Genomic DNA, 23,955 nt, shown 5'->3' with positions numbered 1-23,955 from the left:
GCGGTCGCGTTAGTGAAATCTCGGGCAGGCTGCGGTCAAAGGCGGAAAAGGCTGGCGCCCCAGGAGAAGCCGCCCCCCATCGCTTCCGACAGGATCAGGTCGCCCTTCTTCGCGCGGCCGCTGCGCACCGCATGGTCCAGCGCGAGTGGAATCGAGGCCGCTGACGTATTGGCGTGCTGGTCGACCGTGATGACGACCTTTTCTTCAGGGATGTCCAGCTTCTTCGCGACGCCGTCCAGGATGCGCTTGTTGGCCTGGTGCGGCACGAACCAGTCAATGTCCGCCGAGGTGAGCCCTGTCTCGGCCAGCACCGCTTCGATTGCCGCCGAAATGTTGGCCACCGCGTGCTTGAACACCCGGTTCCCCTCCATCCGGACATGCCCGATGGTTCCAGTCGAGCTGACGCCCCCATCAACATAGAGCAAGTCGGATTTCGACCCGTCTGTGCGGATGTGGTGGGTGATGACGCCCTCGTCGGCCGCGAATTCGCCTTCGGCAGATTCCAGCACCACGGCTCCGCCGCCATCGCCGAATAGCACGCAGGTGCCCCGGTCAGACCAGTCGATGATGCGCGTGAACGTCTCAGCGCCGATGACCAGCGCGCGCTTGAACAGGCCCTGCTGCAACATCGAATCGGCTGTCGCGAGCGCGAACAGGAAACCGGAGCACACCGCCTGAACGTCAAACGCAGCACCCTGCGTGATGCCGAGTTTCGCCTGCACGGCGGTCGCCGTGGCAGGAAAGGTGCGATCCGGTGTGGTCGTCGCCAGCACGATCAGGTCGATCGAGGACGCGTCAATGCCGGCGGCCTCCAGCGCGCGGCGCGCGGCTGCCGTGGCGATGTCGGAGGTCAGCTCGCCATCGGCGGCAATGTGGCGCCGCTTGATGCCAGTGCGTTCCTGTATCCATTCGTCGGAGGTCTCGACCATCGACGACAACTCGGCGTTGGTCAGAACACGCTCGGGCAGGTAACTCCCGGTTCCGCGAATGAAACTGCGTCGCGCCATCCTCAATATCCTTTCCGACAAGCCAGCGCGCGGGATCAGGCCGCGACGCCGCCGGTTCCTATCCTTGCGAGGTTGGCCGCGATCTCGCCCTGGAAATCGCTCGCGGCAAGGTCTGCCGCCACTTCGCAAGCGCGTGCAAATCCGCGCGCATCGGCGCTGCCATGGCTCTTCACCGAAATGCCGCCAAGGCCGAGCAGCACGCCGCCGTTCACGTTGCTCGGGTCCATCAGCGACTTCAGTCGCTTCAGACCGCTCATCGCCAGCACAGCGCCGGCTTTCGACATCAGGCTTTCGGTGAACGCCTCGCGCATGTGGCTTGCCAGCATGCGTGCGACGCCCTCCCCGGTCTTCAGCGCCACGTTGCCGGTGAAACCGTCAGTGACCACGACATCGACCGCGCCGCTCGAAATGTCGTCGCCTTCGATAAAGCCGCGATAGTCGAGATCGAGCGCTGCGGCGCGGATCCACTCATGCGCTTCGCGCACTTCCTCATGGCCCTTCATTTCTTCCGAGCCGATGTTCAGCAGGCCGATCGTCGGCCGCGCGATACCGAGCGTGGCGCGGGCAAACGCCTCGCCCATGATCGCAAAGGTGACGAGCTGCTGCGCATCGGCTTCGACGTTCGCGCCGACATCCAGCACCACCGTGCGTCCGCGCAGCGTCGGCCATACCGCCGTCATCGCCGGGCGGTGGACACCTTCCATCTTGCGAAGGATCAGCATCGACAACGCCATCAGTGCGCCAGTATTTCCCGCCGACACGGAAGCGCCGGCCTTGCCATCCCTGATGGCCTCGACCGCATTCCACATGGAGCTGCCTTTGCCGCGGCGCAGGGCCTGGCTCGGTTTCATGTCGCTGGTGATCTTGGTGTCGGAGTGAACGATGGTCGCGCGGGCTTCCAGCACGCTGTTGCCGGCGACCATCGGAGCGAGCACGGCTTCATCGCCATGCAACAGCGCCCGCATGTCGGGGCGCCCGGCCAGGAACTGCGCCACGCCGTCGATGACCACGCGGGGCGCGTTGTCCCCGCCCATGGCATCGATCGACAGTGTCTGCGAGACTTGCATCCTGTCCTGCGCCTCTCTTGACTGGCCAGATTCTAGGTATTTTTGCGTGGTTTAAGCGTCGCCGGGGGGCAAGGCAACGGGCGACATGCGGCGGATATCAGCCTTGCAAGGGCGCAATGGCGCCCCAGTCGAACCGGCCTTCCAGTATCTCCTCGTCCGGTTGACGCGCCTGATCTGCCTGCAGGCGCAACAACAGCGCCGCCATATCGCCCTCGCGGCCCGCGGCCACAACGCCGTTGCGCCGCAGCACGTCGGTCAATTCCGCCACCGAATCTGGCGCCGAAAACGCCGCAAACAGGGCTTTCCCCAGCCCCGTATGCCCTTCCGCGAGCTTGCGCACCTTGCGCGCGATCGAGGCGTCGCCAACGCCCTTTTCCCGGTAAGCCGCGTCAAACCCGTCCAGCACCAGGCTGCCGAGCCGCTGGACCAGCCAGGCGGTGTCCTTGCCCGGGATCAGCGACCAGCGCACGCAGGCGAGGCTTGCGAGCACGGTCACCATCCGGGCCCGTCCCTCGAAAGTGTCGGGAACGCCGCCAGCCAGATAATGCACGGGCGCCAGCGCCTGTGCCAGCATCCCGCGATAGGCCTGCGAAGCCGCCTTGCGCCGCGCCGCGGCCCGCTGGAACCAGTTGCCCGAAAATGGCGCCAAGGGTGCACTCCCATGCTTGCCAAGCCCGGTTACCTGCCGCTACTTCGTTGGTCAAAGCCCAACTGGAGCGACTCCATGCGTAAAAGTGCCCTTCTGGCAGCCAGCCTCATCGCGCTGCCCTTGACCGCGTGCGTTACGCCGGCCCGTGACTTCCACGGCTATATTCCCGACGAAGTGCAGCCCTACGACATCAAGCCGGACGTCGACACCCGCTCGTCGGTGGTCGCCCAGCTCGGCTCGCCCTCGACCGAGGGCCTGTTCGACACCAATACCTGGTTCTACATTTCGGACGTTCAGGAGCGCTTCGCTTTCTACAATCCGAAAGTCGTCGACCGCAGCATCACTGCCATCCGGTTCGGCGAAGATGACAAGGTCGATGAAGTGCTGCGCTACACCGCCGCCGATGGCCAGGTGATCAGCTATTCCGCCCGCGAAACCGCCACGCGCGGCCGCGAACTCGGCCTGTGGGAACAGATATTCGGCACGGTTGGCAACGTCCGCCTGCCGAACTCCAACGAAGCCACGCCGGACAACCCGACGGGCCGCAACCGCTAGTCCGTTTCGGCGCCTCGAGCCGGAGAACAAAAAAAGCCCCGGAACCGAAGTTCCGGGGCTTCTGTTTGATCCGTATCCGGAGATTACATTCCGGCCAGCACGGCGAGCATCAGCAGCGCGACGATGTTGGTGATCTTGATCATCGGGTTCACGGCCGGGCCCGAGGTGTCCTTGTAGGGGTCACCGACGGTGTCGCCGGTTACGGCAGCCTTGTGGGCTTCCGAGCCCTTGCCGCCATGGTGGCCGTCTTCGATGTACTTCTTGGCGTTGTCCCATGCGCCGCCGCCCGAGGTCATCGAGATGGCAACGAACAGGCCGGTCACGATGACGCCGAGGAGCATGGCACCGACCGAAGCCAGCGCCGCGCCCGTGCCGGCGATCAGCCAGATGGCACCGAACAGAACGATCGGCGACAGCACCGGCAGAAGCGACGGCACGATCATTTCCTTGATCGCAGCCTGCGTGAGGATGTCCACGGCGCGGCCGTAGTCAGGCTTCACTTCGCCTTTCATGATGCCCGGCATTTCGCGGAACTGGCGGCGGACCTCTTCGACCACCGACTGAGCCGCGCGACCAACGGCCATCATCGACATGCCGCCGAACAGGAACGGCAGCAGGCCGCCGAACAGCAGGCCGACCACGACGTACGGGTTGGCGATCGAGAAATCGACCGTGACGTTGTAGAAGAACGACCCTTCGCTGGCCTTGCCCGCGAAGTATTTCAGGTCTTCCGAGTACGCCGCGAACAGCACCAGCGCGCCGAGACCGGCGGAGCCGATCGCGTAGCCCTTGGTCACCGCTTTCGTGGTGTTGCCGACAGCGTCCAGCGCGTCGGTCGTCTTGCGGACTTCCGACGGCAGTTCAGCCATCTCGGCAATACCGCCGGCATTGTCCGTCACCGGACCGAACGCGTCGAGCGCCACGATGATACCGGCAAGCGCCAGCATGGTCGTGGTGGCGATCGCGATGCCATAGAGGCCGGCGAGGTTGTAGGTCAGCAGGATGCCGCCGATGATAGTCAGGGCCGGCAGCGCGGTGGCTTCCAGCGAGACGGCGAGGCCCTGGATGACGTTCGTGCCGTGGCCCGACTCCGAGGCTTTCGCGACCGACCGCACCGGACGGTATTTCGTCTCGGTGTAGTAGGCCGTGATGACGACGATCAGCAGCGTGACGAACAGGCCCGCGATACCGCAGGCAAACAGCTTCCAGCCGGTGATGTCGGCCGCAGCGCCGGTGACCGGATCGACGAGGCCCAGAAGGGCGCCCGCGCCGTCCAGGGTGCCGGCGAGGCCGCCCGGGAGGACCGTCTCGATGGCAAGCGCAAGACCGCCGATCGACAGGACGCCGGTGACGATGAGCGCCTTGTAGAGCGCGCCCATGACATCGGTGGAGCCCTTCGACAGCGTGGCGAAGAAGGTGCCAACGATCGAGGTGACGATGCAGACTGCGCCAATGGCGAGCGGCAGCATCATGATCTCCCCGATATACGGCGTGGAGGCGAAGTAGATGCCGCCGAGCACCATGGTCGCGACGAGCGTCACCGCATAGGTCTCGAACAGGTCAGCCGCCATGCCGGCGCAGTCGCCGACGTTGTCGCCGACGTTGTCGGCAATCGTGGCAGCGTTGCGCGGATCATCTTCCGGAATGCCGGCTTCCACCTTGCCCACCATGTCGCCGCCGACATCCGCACCCTTGGTGAAGATACCGCCGCCGAGACGGGCGAAGATCGAGATCAGCGAAGCGCCGAAGCCGAGCGAGACCAGCGCGTCGATGATTTCACGCTTCTGGCCTTCGTCGGTGAGCGACAGGCCCATGACGTTCGTAAGCAGGCCGTAGTAGCCGACGATGCCGATCAGCGCGAGGCCGACCACGAGCATGCCGGTCACGGCGCCCGATTTGAACGCCATCTGCAGGCCTTCGTTGAGCCCTTTGCGGGACGCTTCAGTCGTACGCACGTTGGCGCGGACCGATACGAGCATGCCGATGAAACCGGCTGCGCCCGAGAGCACGGCGCCGATCACGAAGCCCAACGCAGCCTTCCAGCCGAGCAGGGCGAACAGCACGATGCCGACGCCCACGCCGACGATGCCGATGGTGCGATATTGGCGGCTCAGGTAGGCGTTGGCCCCTTCCTGGATGGCCTGCGAAATTTCAATCATCCGCGGGTTGCCCGCGGGCGCTTTCATGATCGAGTTGATCTGCCAGTAGCCATAGGCGACCGACAGGAAACCCGCTCCAAGTGCGAGTAGATACCAAGTCATTGGCAGTTCCTTCCTTTACCCCTTTTGCCAGACAGCCCCGCAAATGCAGGGCTGTGGCGGTCTTTTTCCGACGGTCCTGCCTGCCAGCCGCCCCCCGGGGGTGCAACCCGGCTCGCTTCAGGGGCGAGTCGCAGGCATTCCGATTCTGCCATGCTCGAAGGCGACGGTTTCCGGGAGGTTAACGGCTAGGTTATTTAGTGTTGCGGTCAGGCCCGCCGCCGCGCGGATTTCGCCGATCCGGGTGACCCTGACGCCCTCATTGCCTGCCGCTGCCAACAGGGCGTCGCGGCGCGCCGCCGGGGCCGTGAAGAGGATCTGGTAGTCGTCGCCCCAGGTCGAAAGTTCAATCATTTCAGCAAGATCCGCCGCCCCGCCCGCAAACGGCACGCGGCCGAGGTCGATGCTGACTCCCGCCCCAGAGGCTTCGGCGAGCGAGGCGGCATCGCCCAGCAGTCCGTCTGAGACGTCCATCGCCGCGGTTGCCGCCTCGGCCACAAGCTGAGCCGCCGCCAGCGGCGGAAGCCGGGGCACCCGCAGGGCGTCGGTCCACGCATTCTCGGTACCCTCAGCGCGCGCAGCGAAACCCCGCCGCGCCGCGCCGATCTCGCCGGTGACCCATACGTCGTCGCCCACACCTGCCCCGCCCCGCCGCACGGGCGCGGGTCCGGCGCACCGGCCTGTCAGGGTCATCGAGAGGAACAATCCACCCGGGCTGGAAACCGTATCCCCGCCAATCAGCGACGCGCCCCAAACCTCCAGCTCCTCGCCCAGCGCGGCGGCGAAAGCGGCAAGGTCTGCTTCCGGTCGCGCCGCCGGCCAGCCGAGAGTGAGCAGCGCTTCGGACGGCACAGCGCCGCTCGCAAGAATGTCGGACACATTCACCCGCACCAGTTTGCGGGCCACCGTCTCGATCGGATCGCTGGCGAGGAAATGCACGCCTTCAACTATGGCGTCCGTGGTGATGACAACGGGCTCGGTCGCGGGCGACAGCTCGGCCGTATCGTCCGTGAGATTGGCCGCACCGGGCGCGCGCGCCAGCGGCGCGAAGTAGGACCGTATCCATGTGCGCTCAGCCATTTTCCGGCTCCGCGCCTGCGGGCGCCTCAGACGCCTTCACGGCCGATGGCGTAGAATCGGTCGCGGCGCTGCCGGCGCAGTTCCGCCGGCGTCATGCCTTCGAGGTCGCGCAGCGCCGCGTCGAGCGCTTTTGCAGCCGAGGCCATTGCCCGCTGCGGATCGCGGTGCGCCCCGCCGACGGGCTCTTTCACAATGCCGTCGACAATCTTGTGCTTAAGCAGATCCGGCCCGGTGATCCCCATTGCTTCGGCCGCGTCCTTGGCCTTGGCCGAGTCGCGGTAGAGGATCGAAGCGCAGCCCTCCGGCGAGATCACCGAATAGATCGCATACTCCATCATCAGCACGCGGTTGGCCGCCGCGATGCCGATCGCGCCGCCGGACATGCCTTCACCGATCACCAGCGTCACGAACGGCACACCGAGCGACAAGCCGCGCTGGGTGCCGCGCGCGATTGCTTCGGCCTGTCCGCGCTCCTCGCCGCCCTTGCCGGGATAGGCGCCGGCAGTGTCCGGGAAGCTGAGCACCGGCATGCCGAACTTCTCGGCGAGGTCCATCAGGCGCACGGCCTTCCGGTAGCCTTCCGGGTGCGCCATGCCGAAATTGTGCTTCAGGCGCTTCTCGGTGGTGCGGCCCTTCTCGTGACCCATGATCACGACAGAGCGGCCGCGGAACCGGGCAAGGCCGCCGATGATCGCCTCGTCATTGCCGAAATGCCGATCGCCGGCGAGTTCCTCGAAATCCTCGAAGATGTTCGCGATGAAATCGGAGAAGTGCGGCCGCTCCGGGTGGCGGGCGACTTGCGTGATGCGCCAGGCGTCGAGATCGGAATAGATCTGCTTCAGCTGCTTGGCGGACTTTGTCTTCAGTTTCGTCAGCTCGTCGGTGATCGACGGGCCGTCCTTGCGGGCAGCGAGGGCTTCAAGCTCGGCGATCTTGGAATCAAGTTCGGCGATCGGCTTTTCGAATTCGAGATAGGTCGGCATGGGCGTTCCCTAGCAATCCGCTGCCGCTTCGCCTAGCCGGTTATGACGGAAGTGTCTTTCCGAGCATCACCACGGCCGGCAGCGTCAGCACGCCCAAAAGGACCGGAAACACGAAGAAAATCAAGGGCAATGTCAGCTTGGCCGGCAAAGCCATCGCCTTCTCTTCGGCGTAGAGGATGCGCCGCTGGCGCATGTCGGACGAGAAAACCCGCAAGGTCTGGCCGAGACTCGTGCCCATTTCCTCGGCCTGGCGCAGCATGGTGGCCAGCGATCCCGCCTCGTCCAGCGCCATCCGGTCAGCGAAGGCCCGCCACGCCGTCTTGCGCGCCCTGCCCGCCCGCAGCTCCAGCGACAGCGTGCGCATGTGGCCGGAAATGATCGGGTGGCGCAGCTCCAGTTCCTCGCCGACGCGCTGCACGGCGGCGTCGAGGCTGAGCCCCGCCTCCACGCAAGCGACCATCAGGTCCATCATGTCCGGAAAGCCCAGCGAGCAGGCCTGCTTGCGCTGGGTGATCCGCATGTCGAGATACTTGCCGGGCGCCGCGAGCCCGGCGAGGACCAGCAGGATCGACACGCCCACCGGCACGTATTTCGGATAGCCCGCAAGATAAGGCAGCGCAAAGAACAGCGCGACCTGCGGGACCACCACGCAGACGAAACGCGCCGCGAAGTACCGGGCCACCGCATTCTGCTGCGTGAACCCGGCGAGGTTCAGCTTTGCCCGCACGGCGTTGACTTCCTCGCCCTCGGTCGGTGCCGCGCTGTCGGCCAAGCCCATGACCGCCTTGCCGATCCGGCTCTCGTTCCGGCGCGGCGTCTCGGCCTCGTTGGGCGTGCGGCGCGTCAGGCGGCGGCTGACTTCATCCGCAGCCTGCCGGCTTCGCAGGAACGACACCAGGGGCGGAATCGCCGCGAGGACCGCGAGGAACACGAGCGCGGCAGGAATGATCGGGCCGGAGAGGAAAGACATGTCGATGATCGCCGCGCTACATCTTGAAATTGATCATCTTGTTCATGACGAGGTTGCCGATGCCCATCCACACCAGCAGCCCGCCGAACCCGTACCGGATGAGGGGTTCATCCATCACGTTGCCGTAGAATTCCGGGCGCATCAAGTGGATCGCAGCCATCACGAGGAAGGGCGCCGACGTCAGGATCATCGCCGACACCCGCCCCTCCGATGACGCGGCGCGCACCTTCAGGCGCATGATCTGCCGTCCACGGATCGTATCGGTATTCGATTTCAGAAGCTCGGTGAGGTTGCCGCCGGTCTTCTCCTGCAGGCGCACTGTGGCCGCAAACAGCTCTACGTCCGGATCGCCCGCGCGCTCGGCCATGCGCTGCACCGCATTGGTCAGCGACATGCCGTAGGACACCTCGTCCGCCGTCATCCCGAATTCGGTGCCGATCGGATCGGGCATCTCGCGCGCCACCAGCGACACCGCCGTGGCGACCGGGTGTCCCGCCTCGAGGCTGCGGCAAACGATCTGCAGCGCATCCGGCAACTGGCCGGCCATCTTCTTCGCCCGCGAACTGGCGAGATGCTTGATCACGCCCAGCGGCGCGACCAGGAAGACGACGAGATAGACCGGCACGGCAACCCAGATGCCACCTGCGTAGATATAGGCCGCGACCGCCGGCACCAGCGCGCCCACGGCCGACATCAGCGCCCACTTGGCCGGTTCGAACTTGAGGCCCGATCGCACGATCATCTGGTTGAGCCAGCGCAGCGACATTGCGAGGTTACCCTCCTTGTCGAGGCCCCGGCTCTTGCGCAGCTCGATCATCGCTTCGTTGTGCGTTGCGTAGCGTTCCTTGAACTGCAGGCGCCGGTTGACGATCTGCTGGGTGCGCGCGTTGGACACCAGTCCGAGCACGGACTGGATCGCCATGAAGATGGCGCCGATGGTCATCACTGCCGGGATCAGCAGCGTGGCATCCATTCCGGTCAGGTCGGGCAGCCCAGGCACGTCGCGCTTCCTGTCAGAACTTGGTCGATGGGTCGAACAGGCCGGGCGGCATGAACACCCCCTTGCGCTCCATTTCCTCGACGAATTTCGGCCTCAGGCCGGTCGCCACGAAATGCCCCTGCACCTTGCCATCCGGCGCGGTGCCGGTGCGCTCGAACTTGAAGATTTCCTGCAGCTGGACGACCGAGCCTTCCATACCGGTGATCTCGGCAATCGAGACCACCTTGCGCGAGCCGTCCGACAGGCGCGTTGCCTGCACGATGAAGTTCACGGCCGAAGCGATCTGCCCACGGATCGCCTCCTCCGAGATCTTCATGCCGCCCATCATCACCATCTGTTCCAGACGGGTGAGCGCATCGCGCGGATTGTTGGCGTGGATGGTCGCCATCGAGCCTTCGTGGCCCGTGTTCATCGCCTGCAGCATGTCGAACGCCTCTTCCGAGCGCACCTCGCCGAGGATCACCCGGTCAGGCCGCATCCGCAGCGCGTTTTTCACGAGTTCGCGCTGGCGGATCTCGCCCTTGCCCTCGATGTTCGGCGGGCGCGTCTCCATCCGCGCCACGTGCGGCTGTTGCAGCTGCAGCTCGGCCGCATCCTCGATGGTGATCATCCGCTCATCCGGGTTGATCGCCGACGAGAGCGCATTCAGCAGTGTCGTCTTGCCCGAACCCGTACCGCCCGAAATCACGGTCGAGGCCCGGCATTTCACGGCGCCGAGAATGAAATCCGCCACCGGGCGCGGAATGGCGCCGAACGCGACCAGCTTGTCCATCGTCAGCGGCGACTTGGAGAACTTCCGGATCGAAACCAGCGGCCCGTCGATCGCAATCGGTAGCACCGCCGCGTTCACCCGGCTGCCATCCAGCAGGCGCGCATCGACCAGCGGCTGGCTCTCGTCCACCCGGCGGCCGACGGCAGCCACGATGCGTTGCACGATGCGCAGGAGGTGGTCATTATCGGCGAAGCGCACCGGCGCAATCTGCAGCTTGCCGTGGCGCTCGACATAAACCTGATTGTAGCCGTTGATCAGGATGTCGGCGATCGAGTCGTCCTTCAGCAGCGGCTCGATCGGGCCGAGCCCGGTCATCTCGTCCATCACCGCGTCAGCAAACGAGGCCTCTTCGGCAGACGATAGCGCCATCTCTTCCTTCCGGATGATTTCGCCGATGATGCCGCGCACGCGCCGGCGCATCGTGTCGTCATCCATCTTGTCGAGTGCGGACAGGTCGAGTTCGTCGATCAGCTTTGCGTGCACACGCAGCTTGGCGTCGAGAAGGTCGAAGCCAGCCGGTTCAGGCTTGGCGCGCGGCGCCGGCGCCGACGCCTGCGCTGGAACAGGCGAGGCGGCGGGCGCCTCGGTCTTCACCGCGGGAGAAAATCCGAAACGGCTCATGCGCGTGCCTTCTTCCCGACCTTGCCGGACTGCGATGTCTCGATCATGCCTTCCGGCGCGAACTTGCGCACCAGCCCGTCAACGTCCTGCACCAGGGCGCTCTTCGGCTTCACGGTGGCGATGGGTTTGCCAAGGTTGACCGCGGTGCGCGCCGCATCCCAATCCGACGTCACCGTCACATCGATCTTGCGTTCGATGGCCTTCTCGGCCGTATCGACCGGGAAACCCGCCCGGAACTGCTTCTTCTGGAACATCCGGTTCAACACGAGGCGCGCCTTGGCGCCGTCCTTGCGCAGGGCGTCCACGTCCCGGCACATGTCGGCAGCGGCGTGAAGGCTGGGCACCGTCAGCTCACTGACGATAACCGCCTGATCGACGACCGCCATGACCGACTTCGTCCACGGCATCATGTGCCGCGGCATGTCGAGAATGACATAGGGAAAAGCCGCGCAGGTAACGTCCAGCAGGCGCAGGATCGCCGCTTCGCTCGCCAGGGCGTCGGCTTCCGGATTGCGCGGCGAGGCGATGATCGACACGCCCTCCTCATGCTGCCAGCACCAGGCCGCCAGCAGGCGCGCATCCAGCCGCTCCGGTTCATGCGAGAGCGCCGGCAGGTCGAGTTTCGGCACAGCTTCCAGGAAGGAGGCTGTCATGCCATCGGCGAGGTTCAGGTCAACCAGGCATACCTTGCCGGGTCCGACCAGCCGGGCCAGCGCGAACGAACTTTCGATCGCCAGCGTCGAGACACCCGCCCCGCCGACCGCGCCCCGGAAAGCCCAGCAGACCGACGTCGCCGGACTACCCTTGGTTTCGGTCCGCACGTCGCTCAGGCGCGCCGCCGTGTCCATCACGTCGGCAGCATCGGCCGCGACCGACAGCACGTCCCACGCCTCGAGTTTCATCAGGGCCCGGACCATGTGTGCCGGCAACTGGTCCGACACGACCACCAGCGCCGTGGCCGGGCGCTCGACCGCCAGCATCAGCAGCAACTGGTCCCATCCGGGCTGTCCCTGCTCCACGAGGATAAGCCCGCCGCCATGGCGCATGACGATATCGGGCGCGGACATCTGCGACAGGTCCTGCACGTCCGGGCAAACAGCCTTCAACGAAGCGATGCGCGCCTCTCCCGCGAGCACCGCGATCGACGGCACAGTACGCCCCGAAGGCGCGGGCGCCGGATCCGTCTGCATCTGAACAGCCGCCTGCATCACTCGGTGCCCCCGGTGGAGTTGTTCGCAAGCTCTTTCGTCTGGCCCTCGTTGAGTGCCTTCACGGCCGCAACGGCGCGCACGCCCGAGGTCGATTCCACCTTGCGGGCGTTAGGCACGTCGACCCCGCGCTCGGACTGCGCCGCAATATTAGCGCGGTTGGCCTCGCCCAGCACATACCGGTCCTGCGCGTCGAAGGAGGCACAGGCGGACAGCAGGCCGGCGGCCATCAGGATACTGACTTTTGCGGAGGTTCTCATGGCGTCTGTCCCTCATTCATGGCGATGGCACCGCCCGCCGTCTTGCCCAGCAGGAACAGCTCGCTTTCGGAGGGCTCGTCGAACGCGTCGAGCGGCGAAGCGAGCTGGTCCGGATGCGGCGCAGGCTGGACCAGACGCGGCGTGATGATGATAACGAGTTCGCTCTCGTTGCGCTGGAAGCGCTTGGACGAGAACAGCGATCCAAGGATCGGCACATTGCCGAGCCAGGGTGTCTGGCGCACGTCGTTGGAATAATTGTTCTGCAACAGGCCGGCCACGGCAAAGGCTTGTCCGTCATGCAGTTCCACGGTCGTGTCCGCGCGGCGCACAGAAATGCCGGGGATTTCGATATTGGACGCGCGGATGCCGTTCGCCCGGTCGAGCGCCGAGACCTCCGGGCGCACGCGCAGGTTCACGAGGCCATCGCCCAGCACCGTCGGCGTAAAATCCAGGCTGACGCCGAACTTCTTGAACTCGATGGTGATCTGGTTGTCCTTGCTGGCCACCGGGATCGGATACTCACCGCCCGCCAGGAAGCTCGCCGTATCGCCGGACAGCGCCACAAGGTTCGGTTCCGCCAGTGTACGGATCACCCCCTTCTCTTCCAGCGCCCGGATCTGCACGTCGATGTTCTCGCCGCCCACATTGGTGAACAGGGCTACCGTCTTCGCCGCAAGACCGGAAACCGTTCCGCTATCCGTCACGGTCTGGAAATCGTTCGCATCGATGCTGTTGCCAAAGCCGATCTCGCGCACCGCGCTGCGGCTCGCCTCGAGGAAGCGCACCTCCAGCAGCACCTGCTGGCTCTGGCCCACCGACAGGCCATTGGCGACGCCGCCCGGCACATACCGCTCGGCCACCTGCAGCGCCATTTCTGCCGCCGATGCCGTCGTCACGCGCCCGTCGAGGAACACCCCGTCATGCACCGGGTACACATCAATCGGCTCTCCCGGCAGCAAGCGCTTCAGGTCGGCGCGCAGCTCTTCGAGGCCGAGTTTCACCTCCACCTCGAACAATTCCGCAATCGCGCCGGCCGAGTTGTAGACTAGCACCGTCGTCGTGCCCGGCAGCTTGCCGCGCAGGAAGAACGACCGGTTGGACGTGGCCATCGCTTCGGCGATTTCGGGATCCGCCACCACGATCGTCGCGAAGGCGGCATCCGCCTCCACCACAGCCGACTGGCCGCGGCGCACTTCAAGGCGTTCCGCGCCCGGCGCGGCGGTCCGCTGCGTCCAGGCCGCCGCCGGCAGGGTCAGGCTGAGGCACACAAGTGCAGCCGCCGAAAAGATCCGTGCAAGGCGCATCAGCGTTTCTCCAGCTTCTTCGGTTCGGATTGGGAAATCGGCGCTGTCACGCTGACATCGCTCGCGCCATTGATCACGCGCACCGTGGTGTTCACCGCCGCGCGGCGTCCGGTTCCCGGCTGCACGACCTTCTTCACTTCAACCGGCGCCTCCGGCGTGATGGCGGCCACCATCGCCTCCTCGTCCCGGCTGATCAGCGCAAGGCCGAGCGCCGCGCGCTGGCTGGCTGCGCCCAACACCAGCGCATCCTCCGGCGAGACTTCCAGTGTCACGGTCTGGGACGGCACTGCGCCTTCCAGGTTCGGATCAAACGACTGGTCAACCGCCAGTACCTTGACATGCCGCAGGACCGGACGCGCGAGGATATTCGCCGACATCCGTCCGCCCTCGGAGCGTCCGCCGGAATCCTCGATGTCCATGAACTCGTTCACATCGACCCGGTCGCCCGGCAGCACGAAGCCTGAAACACCCGTATCGTTGCGCACAACAATCGACACCGCGCGCTTGCCCGGCGTGATCGCCGAGGCGAGTGTCAGCACTGAACCCGTCGTGTCGATCTTCGGCTCCAGCAGCGGCTCACCCGGCACCATCAGGCCGCGCGAATACGCCTTCGGCCCCAGTTCGGACACGTTGCGCAGCGCGCCTGCCGGCACAGCCCGCTCGGGCCATTCCGCTTCCTTGACGAATTTCGGGTCGATCACCGCGCCCGGCTCGACGGTCGATGTCATCACGAGAACGGTCGTCATCGCCACCGCTGGCGCGGCGCTTGCATGCGCGTCGGGTGCCTTGTCGGACATGAACGTCCGGCCGAAGAAGATGGCGCCCGCGCCAAGGGCGACAGAGACGCCAAGGCTGATCAGCGGTGCAGCTTTCATTCTGAATGCCCTCCAGCAGACAGCATTCGGCTGTCTTCAGGCTGCAGGCTAAACTGCAGGGTGATAAGGGCGCTTGAAGGTTAGCGGGCGAATCTCGTCCGGGGACGGAAGGCCATGTTAACCAAGCAGAAAGGCCGGGTTTCCGCTTGGTTGACGCGCCCTTTACAAACCCGCCGGAAATCTTCGCATTCAGGCGTGGAAGAACAGATCCGGCTCACCCGGCCGCAGGATCACCGCCGTCAACCGCCCGCCATACACCGCGCCGGTGTCGATATTCAGCCGGCGTCCATCCCCGGAAGCATCCGGCCTGGAATCGCGGGTCGGCGTGTGCCCGTGTACCACGCGCACGCTGCGGAGGTCCGGCGCGGTCCAGCAGCGCGTGTCCATGAACTCGCGCCGCCGCGTCCACAGCCGCACCTGGTCGCCGCAGGCCGGGAACCGGTCAGGATCGATCCCCGCATGCACGAACACCAGCCCCGCCTCCGGCGCGCGGTAGATCGTCGGGCATTGCGCCAGCCAGTCGAGGTGCCGGTCGAGCACGTCCGCCGGCCTGCGCGCATAGCTCTCCAGCGTCGTATCGCCGCCGTTCGAGCACCAGATGCGCCTGTCCACGCCCGCTCCGTCGCCGTCATACGCATTCAGCATCATCTGTTCGTGATTGCCGCGCAGCGTCACCGGCTTCGGCGAGACCGCCGTTTCAAACGCCATCAGATACTCGACCACACCGCAAGACTCCGGTCCCCGGTCGACCAGGTCGCCGAGGTGCACGAAGCGGATGTCCGCCTGCGGAAAAAAATCGCGCGCATGGCGGCGCACCTGCTGGTGCAGGTCCTTCAGGCGCTCAAGCTCGCCATGTATGTCGCCGATGGCGCAGTGGATGGTAGTGGTCATCTTGCTGACTTAAGGCGCGAAACCGGCGGATTTCAGGCCAGCGTCAGCTGGCCGCACCAAGAATCGCGGCGAACTCCGCCGCATCCACGTTTCCGCCCGTCACCAGCACGCCGACACGCTTGCCTTTCAGGCCCGCCGGCAGCCGGAATGCAGCCGCCGCCAACGCGGCCGCCCCGCCCGGCTCCGCCACGATCTTCAGGTGCCGGAACGCCAGCCGCATCGCGGCGCGCACCTCGTCGTCGCTCACGCGCAGGCCGCCCGCGAACAGGCGCTGACCGATGGCAAAGGTCAGCTTGCCCGGCTGCGGCGTCAGGATCGCATCACAGATCGAGCGCGTGCCCGGCGCGTTCGCCACGACCTTGCCGCCCTCCAGCGAGCGCGCCCAGTCATCATGCGCCTCCGGCTCAGCCGTCCAGATCGCCGTCTGCGGCGAAAGCCGCTCGAAGGCGAGCGCGATGCCGGAAATCAGCCCGCCGCCGCCCGTGCAGCAAACCAGCGCGTCCAGCGTCACGCCCGCCGCCTGCATCTGGCGCGCAAATTCCAGCCCTGCCGTGCCCTGCCCGGCGATGATGTCGCGGTCGTCATAGCTCGGCACCACGACCGCGCCCCGCTCGGCGGCGATCCGCGCGCAGATCGCCTCGCGGTCCTCGGTGTTGCGGTCATACAGCACCACCTCGCCGCCATCCGCCTCAACCCCGGCGATCTTCACCTTCGGCGCATCCGACGGCATCACGATCACCGCCGGCATGCCCATCAGCCGGGCCGCCCGCGCCACACCCTGTGCGTGGTTGCCGGACGAGAACGCGACGACACCCGCTTTGCGCCCCTCCGGCGATATCTGCGCCAGCCGGTTCGATGCGCCGCGCATCTTGAAACTGCCGGTCACCTGCAGGCATTCCGCCTTCACGAACACCTGCGCGCCGGCCGCCGCATCGATCGCACCATGCGTCAGCACCGGCGTCTCGCGCACATAGCCGCGCACGCGCTCGGCCGCCGCGCTCACATCGTCAAATCCGGGAAGGGAAACCGTCTCAGTCATGCGCGCCAGTTAATCCGCGCGCCGGACGCACACAATCGCGAAATCGCGCCGCCAGGTCACGCTTTGCGACGAATTGCGATAACGGTCGCGGGGCACAAAAAAGCGGCCACTCGCAGGGAGTGGCCGCAGATCCTGGGTATCAGTTGGCGAAAGGGTCAGGCGGCCGCGCTGACGGCGTCCTCCGAGGCTTCGTAGAGTTCGCCGTGCACCACATCGTCCGGCTCGGCGGCGAGACGCGCGATGATGTCCTTGCCTTCGGCTTCGCCCTCGGCGTCTTCCCATTCCATCTTCGCGGCTTCCGACATCCACTCAATCTCGACCAGCGCATAGCCCTGCTCTTCGAAATCAGCTTCGATCTTCGTCACGGCTTCCTCGTCGCTGGACGCGTTCACGCCCACCACCATGAAGGCGCGTTCCAGACCGGCCAGGGCGCCATCGCTCCCCTCGCCGCACAGCACTTCGCACGAAACCAGATAAGCAGTTTTCGACACAGACATTCTCCAAAAATTTGATTGCGGGGTGCCAGCCCTCCGCGCGGATTTCGCCGGGTGAAGCGAAACCCGTCAGCAAGCCAACGGTAATCCTCGCAGGACGCGGCATAGCCATATAGAACCGGCCAGGCATGCGCGCCAGACCACCCGTTTCCGCATGCTTCCTGCTGTCTGTGAAAGTCGCAGGACTCTGTTAAGGACCCGCTAATTCCTTAAGGGTCCCCGCCGCATTTTCGGGCGAATCCGGGCCAAAAGTCTTAACAAACGCGCTTTTTTCTGCCGGCCCGCAGTGCGGCGGTCAGAGCTTGCCGGCGGCCCGCTTCACCAGCTCACGCGCGAAGCTGGCGGTATCCGGATTGTCGAGCGCGTGGGCCAGCACCGCTTCGAAGTATCCGGTCTTGTTGCCGCAATCATGCACCGTGCCTTCGAACTCATATGCATAGAACGGCTGCAGCTCCATCAGCCGCGCCATCGCATCGGTCAGCTGGATCTCGCCGCCTGCGCCCGCGCCCTGCTTTTCCAGCAGGCCGAAGATTTCCGGCTGCAGGATGTAGCGGCCCGTGATCGCCAGGTTCGACGGCGCCGTCGCCCGCGGCGGCTTTTCCACCATGCCCGACATCGCGATCAGCCGCCCGTCGCGCGACTTCGGCGCGATCACACCGTACGACGACACGCGCTCTTCCGGCACTGGATCGACCGCAATGATATTGCCGCCCACCTTGCCGAACGCATCCGCCATCTGCTTCAGGCTCGACGGCTTGCCCTTCACGATCACGTCCGGCAGCAGCACCGCGAACGGCTCGTTGCCGATCACGTCGCGCGCACACCAGACGGCGTGGCCCAGCCCCAACGGCGCCTGCTGGCGCACGAAGCTCGCGGCCCCCGCCGGCAGGCGCGAGGCCTCGACAGCGGCGAGGATGTCGCCCTTGTTCTTTGCCTTCAGCTGGGTTTCCAGCTCATAGGCGTGATCGAAATAGTCCTCGATCGCGCCCTTGCCCCGGCCAGTCACGAAGATGATGTGCTCAATCCCCGCTTCCAGGGCCTCATCCACCACGTATTGGATCACCGGCCGGTCCACGACCGGCAGCAGTTCCTTCGGAATGGCCTTCGTGGCGGGCAAGACCCGTGTGCCAAGCCCGGCCACCGGCAAGACGGCTTTCCTGATACGCATCAAATCGCTCCTGATTGGCGCGGGGCTATAGCGGCTGTTGACGGTGTCTGGCAATTCACCTGCCAGCTGGCGCGGCGCCTGCCCACTTAAAGAGAGGCGTTAAGTATCACGCCTGCCGCCCAAAGCGACAACAGCAACACCAGAACCAGCCCGGTCGAATGCCACAGCCACGGCTTGCGCGCCCGCGTCAGCTCGCGCAGCAGCCGGGCCTGCAGCGCCCGGGCGGGCGAGGCATGCGCGTCCCGTTCAAGATCGGCCTGCACCGCAACTCCCTGCGCCGCCGGCGCGGCCGCCGGTGCGGCTGGCGTTTCGCCCTCACTGGGCTTCGGATTGGCTTGCATGGCAAAAACCTCGATTTCTGCCGCCAGTCCTAGCGCAGCCATTCCTAAACCTTGACTAACGCGGCTGAAATCGGCCTACCGCGACCGCTGCAGCGCCCCGCCCGGCCCGCGCGCCACGCCGAACACGGTGTCCAGCGTTGCGGCCGACAGGGCCACTTCCGGCGCGGCGTCCGCCACCACGCGCCCCTCGTTCATCACGATCACCCGTCCGCAAGCGCGTGCCGCCAGTTCGAGGTCGTGCAATACCACGATCACCGCGCGGCCCGCCCGGGCCTCCGCCGCCAGCGTCTCCATCAGCGACAGCTGGTGGGCAATGTCGAGCGCCGCGCAAGGCTCGTCCAGCAACAGGCACGGCGCCGGGCTCGCCAGCAGCCGCGCCAGGTGCACCCGCGCCTGTTCGCCGCCCGACAGCGCCTGGAAATCCCGCCCCGCAAGGTGGGCCGCATCCGCCTTCCTGAGCGCCGCATCCACCGCCCGGCGCCCGTCGGCGCCCATCCGGTCATACGCCGCCGGCGCTTCGGCAAACCGGCCCAGCGCCACGACATCCTCGACCCGCAGGTTCCACGCCACCGGCCGCGTCTGCGGCAACCATGCAAGCCGCCGCGCCCGCGCCGCCGCCGTGAGGTCCGCCGCGCGCGCGCCGCCTATCTCGATCTCGCCAGCCTCGATCGGCACGACACCCGCCATCGCCTTCAGCGCCGTACTCTTGCCCGCCCCGTTCGGTCCGGTCAGCGCCGCAAACTCGCCCGCCGCCACCGAAAACGTGACGCCGTCCACCACTCGCCGCCCTGCCAGCGACACCGAGAGGTCGCGCACCGCAATCATGTGCCCGCCCGCCCGAGCCGCGCGGCGATCCAGATGAACACCGGCCCGCCGACCAGCGCCGCCGCCACGCCCAGCTTCAGTTCCTGCTGGAAAGGTAGCACGCGCACCGCGAGGTCCGCCGCCAGCAACACGATCCCCGCCAGCAGCGCCGAAGGCACCAATAGCCGCTGCGGGTCATGCCGCACGAATGGCCGCACCACATGCGGCGCCACGATCCCGACAAACCCGATCGCGCCCGCCGACGCGACACTCACCCCCGCCAGCAGCGAGGTGCCAGCGATCACCAGCAGCCGCGTGCGCTTCGGGTCTGCGCCGAGGCTCGCCGCCGTCTCCTCACCAAGGCTCAGCGCGCGCAGGCCCGGCCCCGCCACCAACACCAGCGCCGCGCCAATGGCGAAGCCCGGCGCCGCCAGCCACACGTCCGCCCACGAACGATTGGCCACCGAGCCCATCATCCAGTTCACGAGGTCCGACAGGCTGTAGGGGTTCGGCGCCATGTTCATCGCCAGCGACATCAGCGCCCCGGCAAAACTCGAGAGGCCGATACCGATCAGCAGCAACGTCACGCTGCCCGCGCCGCGCACCGCCGCCACGGCGAGCAACAGCGTGGCAACGCCTGCGCCGAGAATCGCCGCCAGCGGCACGGCAAAACTGCTCACCGTCGCAAGGCCGAAGAAAATTGCGACCACCGCCCCCAGCGCCGCAAAGGCCGACACCCCCAGCACGCCGGGCTCCGCCAGCGGGTTCTGCAACAGCCCCTGCAACCCCGCGCCGGCGAGCCCGAGCGCCGCGCCCACCAGGAAAGCCGCCGCCGCCCGCGGCAGGCGGATTTCCCAGACAATCGTGCGCGCCGCCGCCTCGCCCTGCCCTGCCAGCGCCGCCAACGCATCGCCAAGTGGCAAGGGCGCCGTGCCCGCCAGCGCCGACAACGCGAACAGCATCACCGCCGCCGCAACCAGCCCGCCCGTCACCCGGCTCATCGCGCCGCCTCCAGCGCGGCCGCAATCGCCGCGCCCTCGTCCGCCACCAGCCAGGCCGCACACGAGACGCGCGACTCGTCCATCGCAATCACCTCAGCTTCGCGCATCAGCCGCTGCATCACCGGATGGCGCGACACCGACCAGCGATCCGTCGCATCGTCGTCAAACCCGAAAAACGCTGTCAACATCAGCGACGGCGGCGCCCGCACCAGCTGCTCGAGCGGCAACCCGGTCCAGCCTACGCCCGGATTGGCATTGGTGAGACCGGCCTGCCGGAAGATCGCGTCGATCATCGTGCCCTTGCCCGCGCTGACGCCGCCCGGCGTCACGTAGAGCGCGCTGCGGCCCGTCGCCGGCGCCGGCTTCGGCATCGCGGCGATCAGCGCCTCGCCCCGCGCCGCCTGCCCGATCTCGGCCGCGACCGCCCGGGTCACATCCGCCGTACCCTGAATATCGTCCGCATAGCCGAGCTGCACGGTGCGGATGCCGAAACGCTCATAGAAAGCCAGCGCCCGCGCGTCCCCGCCCCAGCTGCGCACTACCACGTCCGGGCCGAGCGCAATCACGTCTTCCGCCGCGGCGCGCACCTTGGGCAGGCCCGCTGCCTTCGCCCGCAGGTGACTGAACTGGCGTTCTGCATCCTTCGAGACCGCCAGGATCTGGTCGCGGTCGGCCAGCGCCAGCACGAACTGGTCCGCACAATAGTCCAGCGACACAACGGTCGGCCTCGCCGGCCCTGCGAATGCAGGACCGGCCAGAACCATCATCCACAGGCAGAGAAGCCCTCGCTTCACTTCACCTTCAACCCCACGAACACGCCGGCGCCCGGCCCGGTATAGCCGAACACGTCCACCGCTGTCTCGTCCAGCAGGTTCTCCCCCCGCAGGGTCAGTGCCACACGGTCCGTGAGCGGATATTCAACCGTCAGGGAAGCCAGCGTATAGGCATCCAGCGCAACCAGTTGTGCCGGGAATGGCCCGAAATTGAAATCACCCTGTGCGCCGACATAGTCCAGCGCCGCGCCGAGGCGCAGCCCGTCCTCGCGCACCCGCCAGTCAACGCTCAGCGAGGCCGTCTCTTCCGGCACGCGGATTTCGTCCGCGCCGGCATCGTCCTGCGAGTCGAACACGCTCGCCTGCCCGGCCAGGGCAAGTCTTTCCAGCACCTGCCAGCGTGCTGCTAGTTCAACGCCCATCCGCTCGCTCTTGCCGGCGCGGTTCAGCGCGGTGGAGGTGAAGTCCGGATTGAACGCGGTGTAGATCTCGTTCTCGAGATCCGCCTCGAAATACGTCGCCGACCAGCTGAAGTCGCCGATCGTCTGGTCCCAGCCAACCTCCCAGCTGGTGGACTCTTCCGGTTTGAGGTCCGGGTTGCCGACGAAACTGCCTGGGAAGAATCCGAAAAGCTCCGTGAACGTTGGATTCTTAACACCGGTGCCCACCGACGCACGCACCCGTCCGCCGACCGGCGCAATCGCGTATCCGGCACCAAGGCGCCAGGTGTCTGCATCCGCAAACCGCCCCTTGTTGTCGTCATGCCGGGCCGAGGCGGCAAAATCGAACGCGCCCAGCGCCAGCCGGTATTCGCCCGCCAGCCCCAGCGACTCGAATGCCTCGGACGCATCCGTCAGTCCGCCATACTGAATGTCCGAACGCTCATAAGTCTCGCGCTCGAAGTCCACGAGACCGGTCACCGAGTGACCGCCCGCGACAAAGCCCGGCGACCAGCTGAGCTTGGTGCGCCGCCCGGTATAATCGTCCGAGAGCGAACCATCCGCGAAATTGTCACGCTGCACCTCGCTGAAGCTCGCCTTTACCACATGGTCGAGCGGCCCGAGCGCGCCAGTGAGCGCCGCGCCCGCAACGCGCTGCTCGGCCTCTGTGCGCCGGTCCTCATCGTCCAGCAGGCCGTCGAAATCCGTATCCGCATCAAAGTCGGCGTCCGCCTTGCGCGCCAGCCCCACCAGCGACAGCGACCAGTCCGCCCCCAGATCAAAATTCGCCGTCAGCAAGCCTGACAACGCGTCCGATCCATCCTTCGCGCCGCCGGTGCCTGACGTGTCGACGCCCTCGGTCGTGAACCCGTTCACGGCCGCGCCGAAGCGCTCGCCGCGCCAGCCGGCGCCGCCGTTCAGTGTTTCAAGGCTGCCCGTCTCCGCAAAGGCGGACATGCCGCGCGTATCGCCTGCCGAAATCGACACAACCCCGCCGATCGGGTCCGATCCATGGATCGCCGAGGCCGCGCCGCGGAGCACCTCGATCCGCCCCGCCGGCAAGGCGGTCAGCAGGCCGAAATCGGTATCGCCCGTCACCGGGTCGGACACTTCGATTCCCTCGAACAGCACCAGCGTATGGTTCGCCTCCGCGCCGCGTAGGCGCACCTGCGTCAGCCCGCCGACGCTGCCGGAGCGCGATACCGCCACGCCGGGCACCGCGCGCAGCTGGTCAGCCGGGTTCGGCGACAGGCGAACCGCCAGATCGTCCGGCGTCAGCACGGACACCGACACCGTTGCCTTGCCGGCCTCCACAGGGCGCAGCCCGGTCACTTCGACCGGATCGAGCACGCGCGCGTCTTCAGCGTGGGCGAGGGATGAATTGAGTGCCAGCGCGGAGGCGCTCAGCAAAGTCAGTCTGAGGATCATGTCCACAGCTCCTTCAAATGCCGGGGCATGGCCCGCGGCGGGTTCATGACATGTCGCATGAACGGAAGGATGCCTTCCGCAGCCCTACGCCTGGTCCCGGGCGGCGAGCTCACGACGGCGACAGGCAGGTCTCCTGGCTTTGCGGATCGAGGCCGGTGCGAGCTGCCTTCCCGGTTTCCCAGTGGCGTATGGCTCGCGCGGCTCCCCGCTGACAGTTACGGGCATAGCGCCGGATTCCCACCGGCTTCCCTTTTCACCCGGGCTGTTGACCCGGGCACCTTTCGCGTACTGCTCGTCTAGAGCCTCTTTCAGGCGGCGGCAAGCGCCTTCGCGGGTTTCGCGCCGGGGCGGACTTACGCAACGCTTTTGCCCCCTCCCGAAAACAAAATAGCTAAGCGCGCCAGCGGGTTATAAAATAGTTGTCCAAAACTTACGCCACCCCTCCGCACGCGGAGTTATACTGCGCGGCATGTACTCCATCGCCCGCCTTCGCAGCCACCCGCACTTCGCGCCCTTCTTCGCGCATGTGCATCCGCTGTGCTGGCTGATCCTCTGGTGGGAACTGAACCGCCTGATGCGCTGGTTCAAAGCACACGGAATCGGCAACGCGCTCTATTCAGTCAACGAATGGGGCTTCGTCGACATCCACTGTGTCGTCGCCAAGCCAGACCCCAACGCCTATAAGCCCGCCCAGAGAACCTTCCGTCCCCTGACGGACCCCTCGTGGGAGTCTGCCGTTCCGGCCTGCCTCGACCTTGAGGCGCTCGCTGCCGCCATTCTCCCCCGCACTTCGGGCGAAGTGTCACCGAAGGTGACGGAGGGGACTTGTGCCCTCGTCACGCCCAACACCTCCTAGACGCCGCTCATCCCGACGAAAGCCGGGACCCAGTGCATCAATCTGCACCCTCTCCGCAGATGCCTGCGAAGGCAGGCATCCAGACTTCGCCTCCGCCGCAAGAACTGGCCC

Annotated in this window: 24 protein-coding genes and 1 riboswitch; of the genes, 2 read left to right on the top strand and 22 right to left on the bottom strand. The window is 66.4% G+C overall.

Annotation, left to right across the window (positions count from 1 at the left end; genetic code table 11):
• Window positions 1-35 precede the first annotated feature (35 nt).
• From IPK75_11960 to IPK75_11950, 3 genes are all read right to left on the bottom strand, one after another.
• Window positions 36-1,007, bottom strand: coding sequence for a ketoacyl-ACP synthase III (locus IPK75_11960; GenBank protein ID MBK8199071.1), 972 nt, complete (start codon window positions 1,005-1,007; stop codon window positions 36-38).
• A 35-nt stretch (window positions 1,008-1,042) separates the two neighbouring features.
• Window positions 1,043-2,074: a phosphate acyltransferase PlsX gene (plsX, locus tag IPK75_11955; GenBank protein MBK8199070.1), complete on the bottom strand. Its 1,032-nt coding sequence runs from the start codon at window positions 2,072-2,074 to the stop codon at window positions 1,043-1,045.
• Window positions 2,075-2,171: 97 nt separating this feature from the next.
• Window positions 2,172-2,723, bottom strand: coding sequence for a ubiquinol-cytochrome C chaperone family protein (locus tag IPK75_11950; GenBank protein MBK8199069.1), 552 nt, complete (start codon window positions 2,721-2,723; stop codon window positions 2,172-2,174).
• A 75-nt stretch (window positions 2,724-2,798) separates the two neighbouring features.
• On the opposite strand from IPK75_11950, the gene IPK75_11945 reads away from it, so the two are divergent.
• The gene (locus IPK75_11945) at window positions 2,799-3,278 is read left to right on the top strand and encodes an outer membrane protein assembly factor BamE (protein MBK8199068.1); all 480 of its coding nucleotides are present in this window, start codon (window positions 2,799-2,801) and stop codon (window positions 3,276-3,278) included.
• 83 nt (window positions 3,279-3,361) lie between these two features.
• On the opposite strand, the gene IPK75_11940 is transcribed toward IPK75_11945, so the two are convergent.
• From IPK75_11940 to IPK75_11850, 19 genes are all read right to left on the bottom strand, one after another.
• Window positions 3,362-5,539, bottom strand: coding sequence for a sodium-translocating pyrophosphatase (locus tag IPK75_11940; GenBank protein ID MBK8199067.1), 2,178 nt, complete (start codon window positions 5,537-5,539; stop codon window positions 3,362-3,364).
• Window positions 5,540-5,656: 117 nt separating this feature from the next.
• Window positions 5,657-6,616 (bottom strand): thiamine-phosphate kinase, encoded by a 960-nt coding sequence (thiL, locus tag IPK75_11935; protein MBK8199066.1) that lies wholly within the window; start codon window positions 6,614-6,616, stop codon window positions 5,657-5,659.
• Window positions 6,617-6,642: 26 nt separating this feature from the next.
• Entirely contained in the window at window positions 6,643-7,599 is a 957-nt protein-coding gene (locus IPK75_11930) for an acetyl-CoA carboxylase carboxyltransferase subunit alpha (GenBank protein MBK8199065.1), read from the bottom strand.
• Between the two features lie 40 nt (window positions 7,600-7,639).
• The gene (locus IPK75_11925) at window positions 7,640-8,569 is read right to left on the bottom strand and encodes a type II secretion system F family protein (protein ID MBK8199064.1); all 930 of its coding nucleotides are present in this window, start codon (window positions 8,567-8,569) and stop codon (window positions 7,640-7,642) included.
• A 16-nt stretch (window positions 8,570-8,585) separates the two neighbouring features.
• Window positions 8,586-9,542 (bottom strand): type II secretion system F family protein, encoded by a 957-nt coding sequence (locus IPK75_11920; protein ID MBK8199063.1) that lies wholly within the window; start codon window positions 9,540-9,542, stop codon window positions 8,586-8,588.
• Between the two features lie 40 nt (window positions 9,543-9,582).
• Window positions 9,583-10,962 (bottom strand): CpaF family protein, encoded by a 1,380-nt coding sequence (locus IPK75_11915; protein ID MBK8199062.1) that lies wholly within the window; start codon window positions 10,960-10,962, stop codon window positions 9,583-9,585.
• Window positions 10,959-12,152, bottom strand: coding sequence for a hypothetical protein (locus tag IPK75_11910; protein ID MBK8199061.1), 1,194 nt, complete (start codon window positions 12,150-12,152; stop codon window positions 10,959-10,961). The genes IPK75_11915 and IPK75_11910 overlap by 4 nt, the downstream gene beginning before the upstream one ends.
• Before the next feature lie 17 nt (window positions 12,153-12,169).
• Window positions 12,170-12,430, bottom strand: a complete 261-nt coding sequence (locus IPK75_11905; protein MBK8199060.1) for a hypothetical protein — start codon at window positions 12,428-12,430, stop codon at window positions 12,170-12,172.
• On the bottom strand, window positions 12,427-13,734 hold the full coding sequence (locus IPK75_11900; GenBank protein MBK8199059.1) for a type II and III secretion system protein family protein: 1,308 nt from the start codon (window positions 13,732-13,734) through the stop codon (window positions 12,427-12,429). The genes IPK75_11905 and IPK75_11900 overlap by 4 nt, the downstream gene beginning before the upstream one ends.
• Window positions 13,734-14,609 (bottom strand): Flp pilus assembly protein CpaB, encoded by an 876-nt coding sequence (gene cpaB / locus IPK75_11895; GenBank protein ID MBK8199058.1) that lies wholly within the window; start codon window positions 14,607-14,609, stop codon window positions 13,734-13,736. Before cpaB ends, IPK75_11900 begins: the two co-directional genes overlap by 1 nt.
• 189 nt (window positions 14,610-14,798) lie before the next feature.
• On the bottom strand, window positions 14,799-15,500 hold the full coding sequence (locus IPK75_11890) for a serine/threonine protein phosphatase (protein MBK8199057.1): 702 nt from the start codon (window positions 15,498-15,500) through the stop codon (window positions 14,799-14,801).
• 43 nt (window positions 15,501-15,543) lie between these two features.
• The gene (locus tag IPK75_11885; protein MBK8199056.1) at window positions 15,544-16,539 is read right to left on the bottom strand and encodes a threonine/serine dehydratase; all 996 of its coding nucleotides are present in this window, start codon (window positions 16,537-16,539) and stop codon (window positions 15,544-15,546) included.
• A gap of 155 nt (window positions 16,540-16,694) precedes the next feature.
• Window positions 16,695-17,030, bottom strand: coding sequence for a hypothetical protein (locus tag IPK75_11880; GenBank protein ID MBK8199055.1), 336 nt, complete (start codon window positions 17,028-17,030; stop codon window positions 16,695-16,697).
• A gap of 298 nt (window positions 17,031-17,328) precedes the next feature.
• The gene (gene galU, locus IPK75_11875) at window positions 17,329-18,201 is read right to left on the bottom strand and encodes a UTP--glucose-1-phosphate uridylyltransferase GalU (protein MBK8199054.1); all 873 of its coding nucleotides are present in this window, start codon (window positions 18,199-18,201) and stop codon (window positions 17,329-17,331) included.
• Between the two features lie 86 nt (window positions 18,202-18,287).
• Entirely contained in the window at window positions 18,288-18,542 is a 255-nt protein-coding gene (locus IPK75_11870; protein MBK8199053.1) for a hypothetical protein, read from the bottom strand.
• Between the two features lie 75 nt (window positions 18,543-18,617).
• Window positions 18,618-19,367 (bottom strand): ABC transporter ATP-binding protein, encoded by a 750-nt coding sequence (locus tag IPK75_11865; protein MBK8199052.1) that lies wholly within the window; start codon window positions 19,365-19,367, stop codon window positions 18,618-18,620.
• Window positions 19,364-20,347 carry an iron ABC transporter permease gene (locus tag IPK75_11860; GenBank protein MBK8199051.1) on the bottom strand — a complete coding sequence of 328 codons (984 nt, stop codon included), beginning with the start codon at window positions 20,345-20,347 and terminating at the stop codon, window positions 19,364-19,366. Before IPK75_11860 ends, IPK75_11865 begins: the two co-directional genes overlap by 4 nt.
• Entirely contained in the window at window positions 20,344-21,114 is a 771-nt protein-coding gene (locus IPK75_11855; GenBank protein MBK8199050.1) for an ABC transporter substrate-binding protein, read from the bottom strand. The genes IPK75_11860 and IPK75_11855 overlap by 4 nt, the downstream gene beginning before the upstream one ends.
• A 23-nt stretch (window positions 21,115-21,137) precedes the next feature.
• A complete protein-coding gene (locus IPK75_11850; GenBank protein ID MBK8199049.1) occupies window positions 21,138-22,967 on the bottom strand; it encodes a TonB-dependent receptor in 1,830 nt (609 codons plus the stop codon).
• Window positions 22,968-23,093: 126 nt separating this feature from the next.
• Window positions 23,094-23,285, bottom strand: a riboswitch (cobalamin riboswitch).
• Window positions 23,286-23,457: 172 nt separating this feature from the next.
• Here IPK75_11850 and IPK75_11845 point away from each other — a divergent pair.
• On the top strand, window positions 23,458-23,844 hold the full coding sequence (locus tag IPK75_11845) for a hypothetical protein (GenBank protein ID MBK8199048.1): 387 nt from the start codon (window positions 23,458-23,460) through the stop codon (window positions 23,842-23,844).
• The last annotated feature ends 111 nt before the right edge of the window (window positions 23,845-23,955 follow it).

The organism is Acidobacteriota bacterium, assembly GCA_016712445.1.
In the GTDB taxonomy this organism is placed as follows: domain Bacteria; phylum Pseudomonadota; class Alphaproteobacteria; order Caulobacterales; family Hyphomonadaceae; genus Hyphomonas.
Note: the sequence above shows the minus strand (reverse complement) of the source record. Positions and strands in the feature narration are given on the sequence as shown.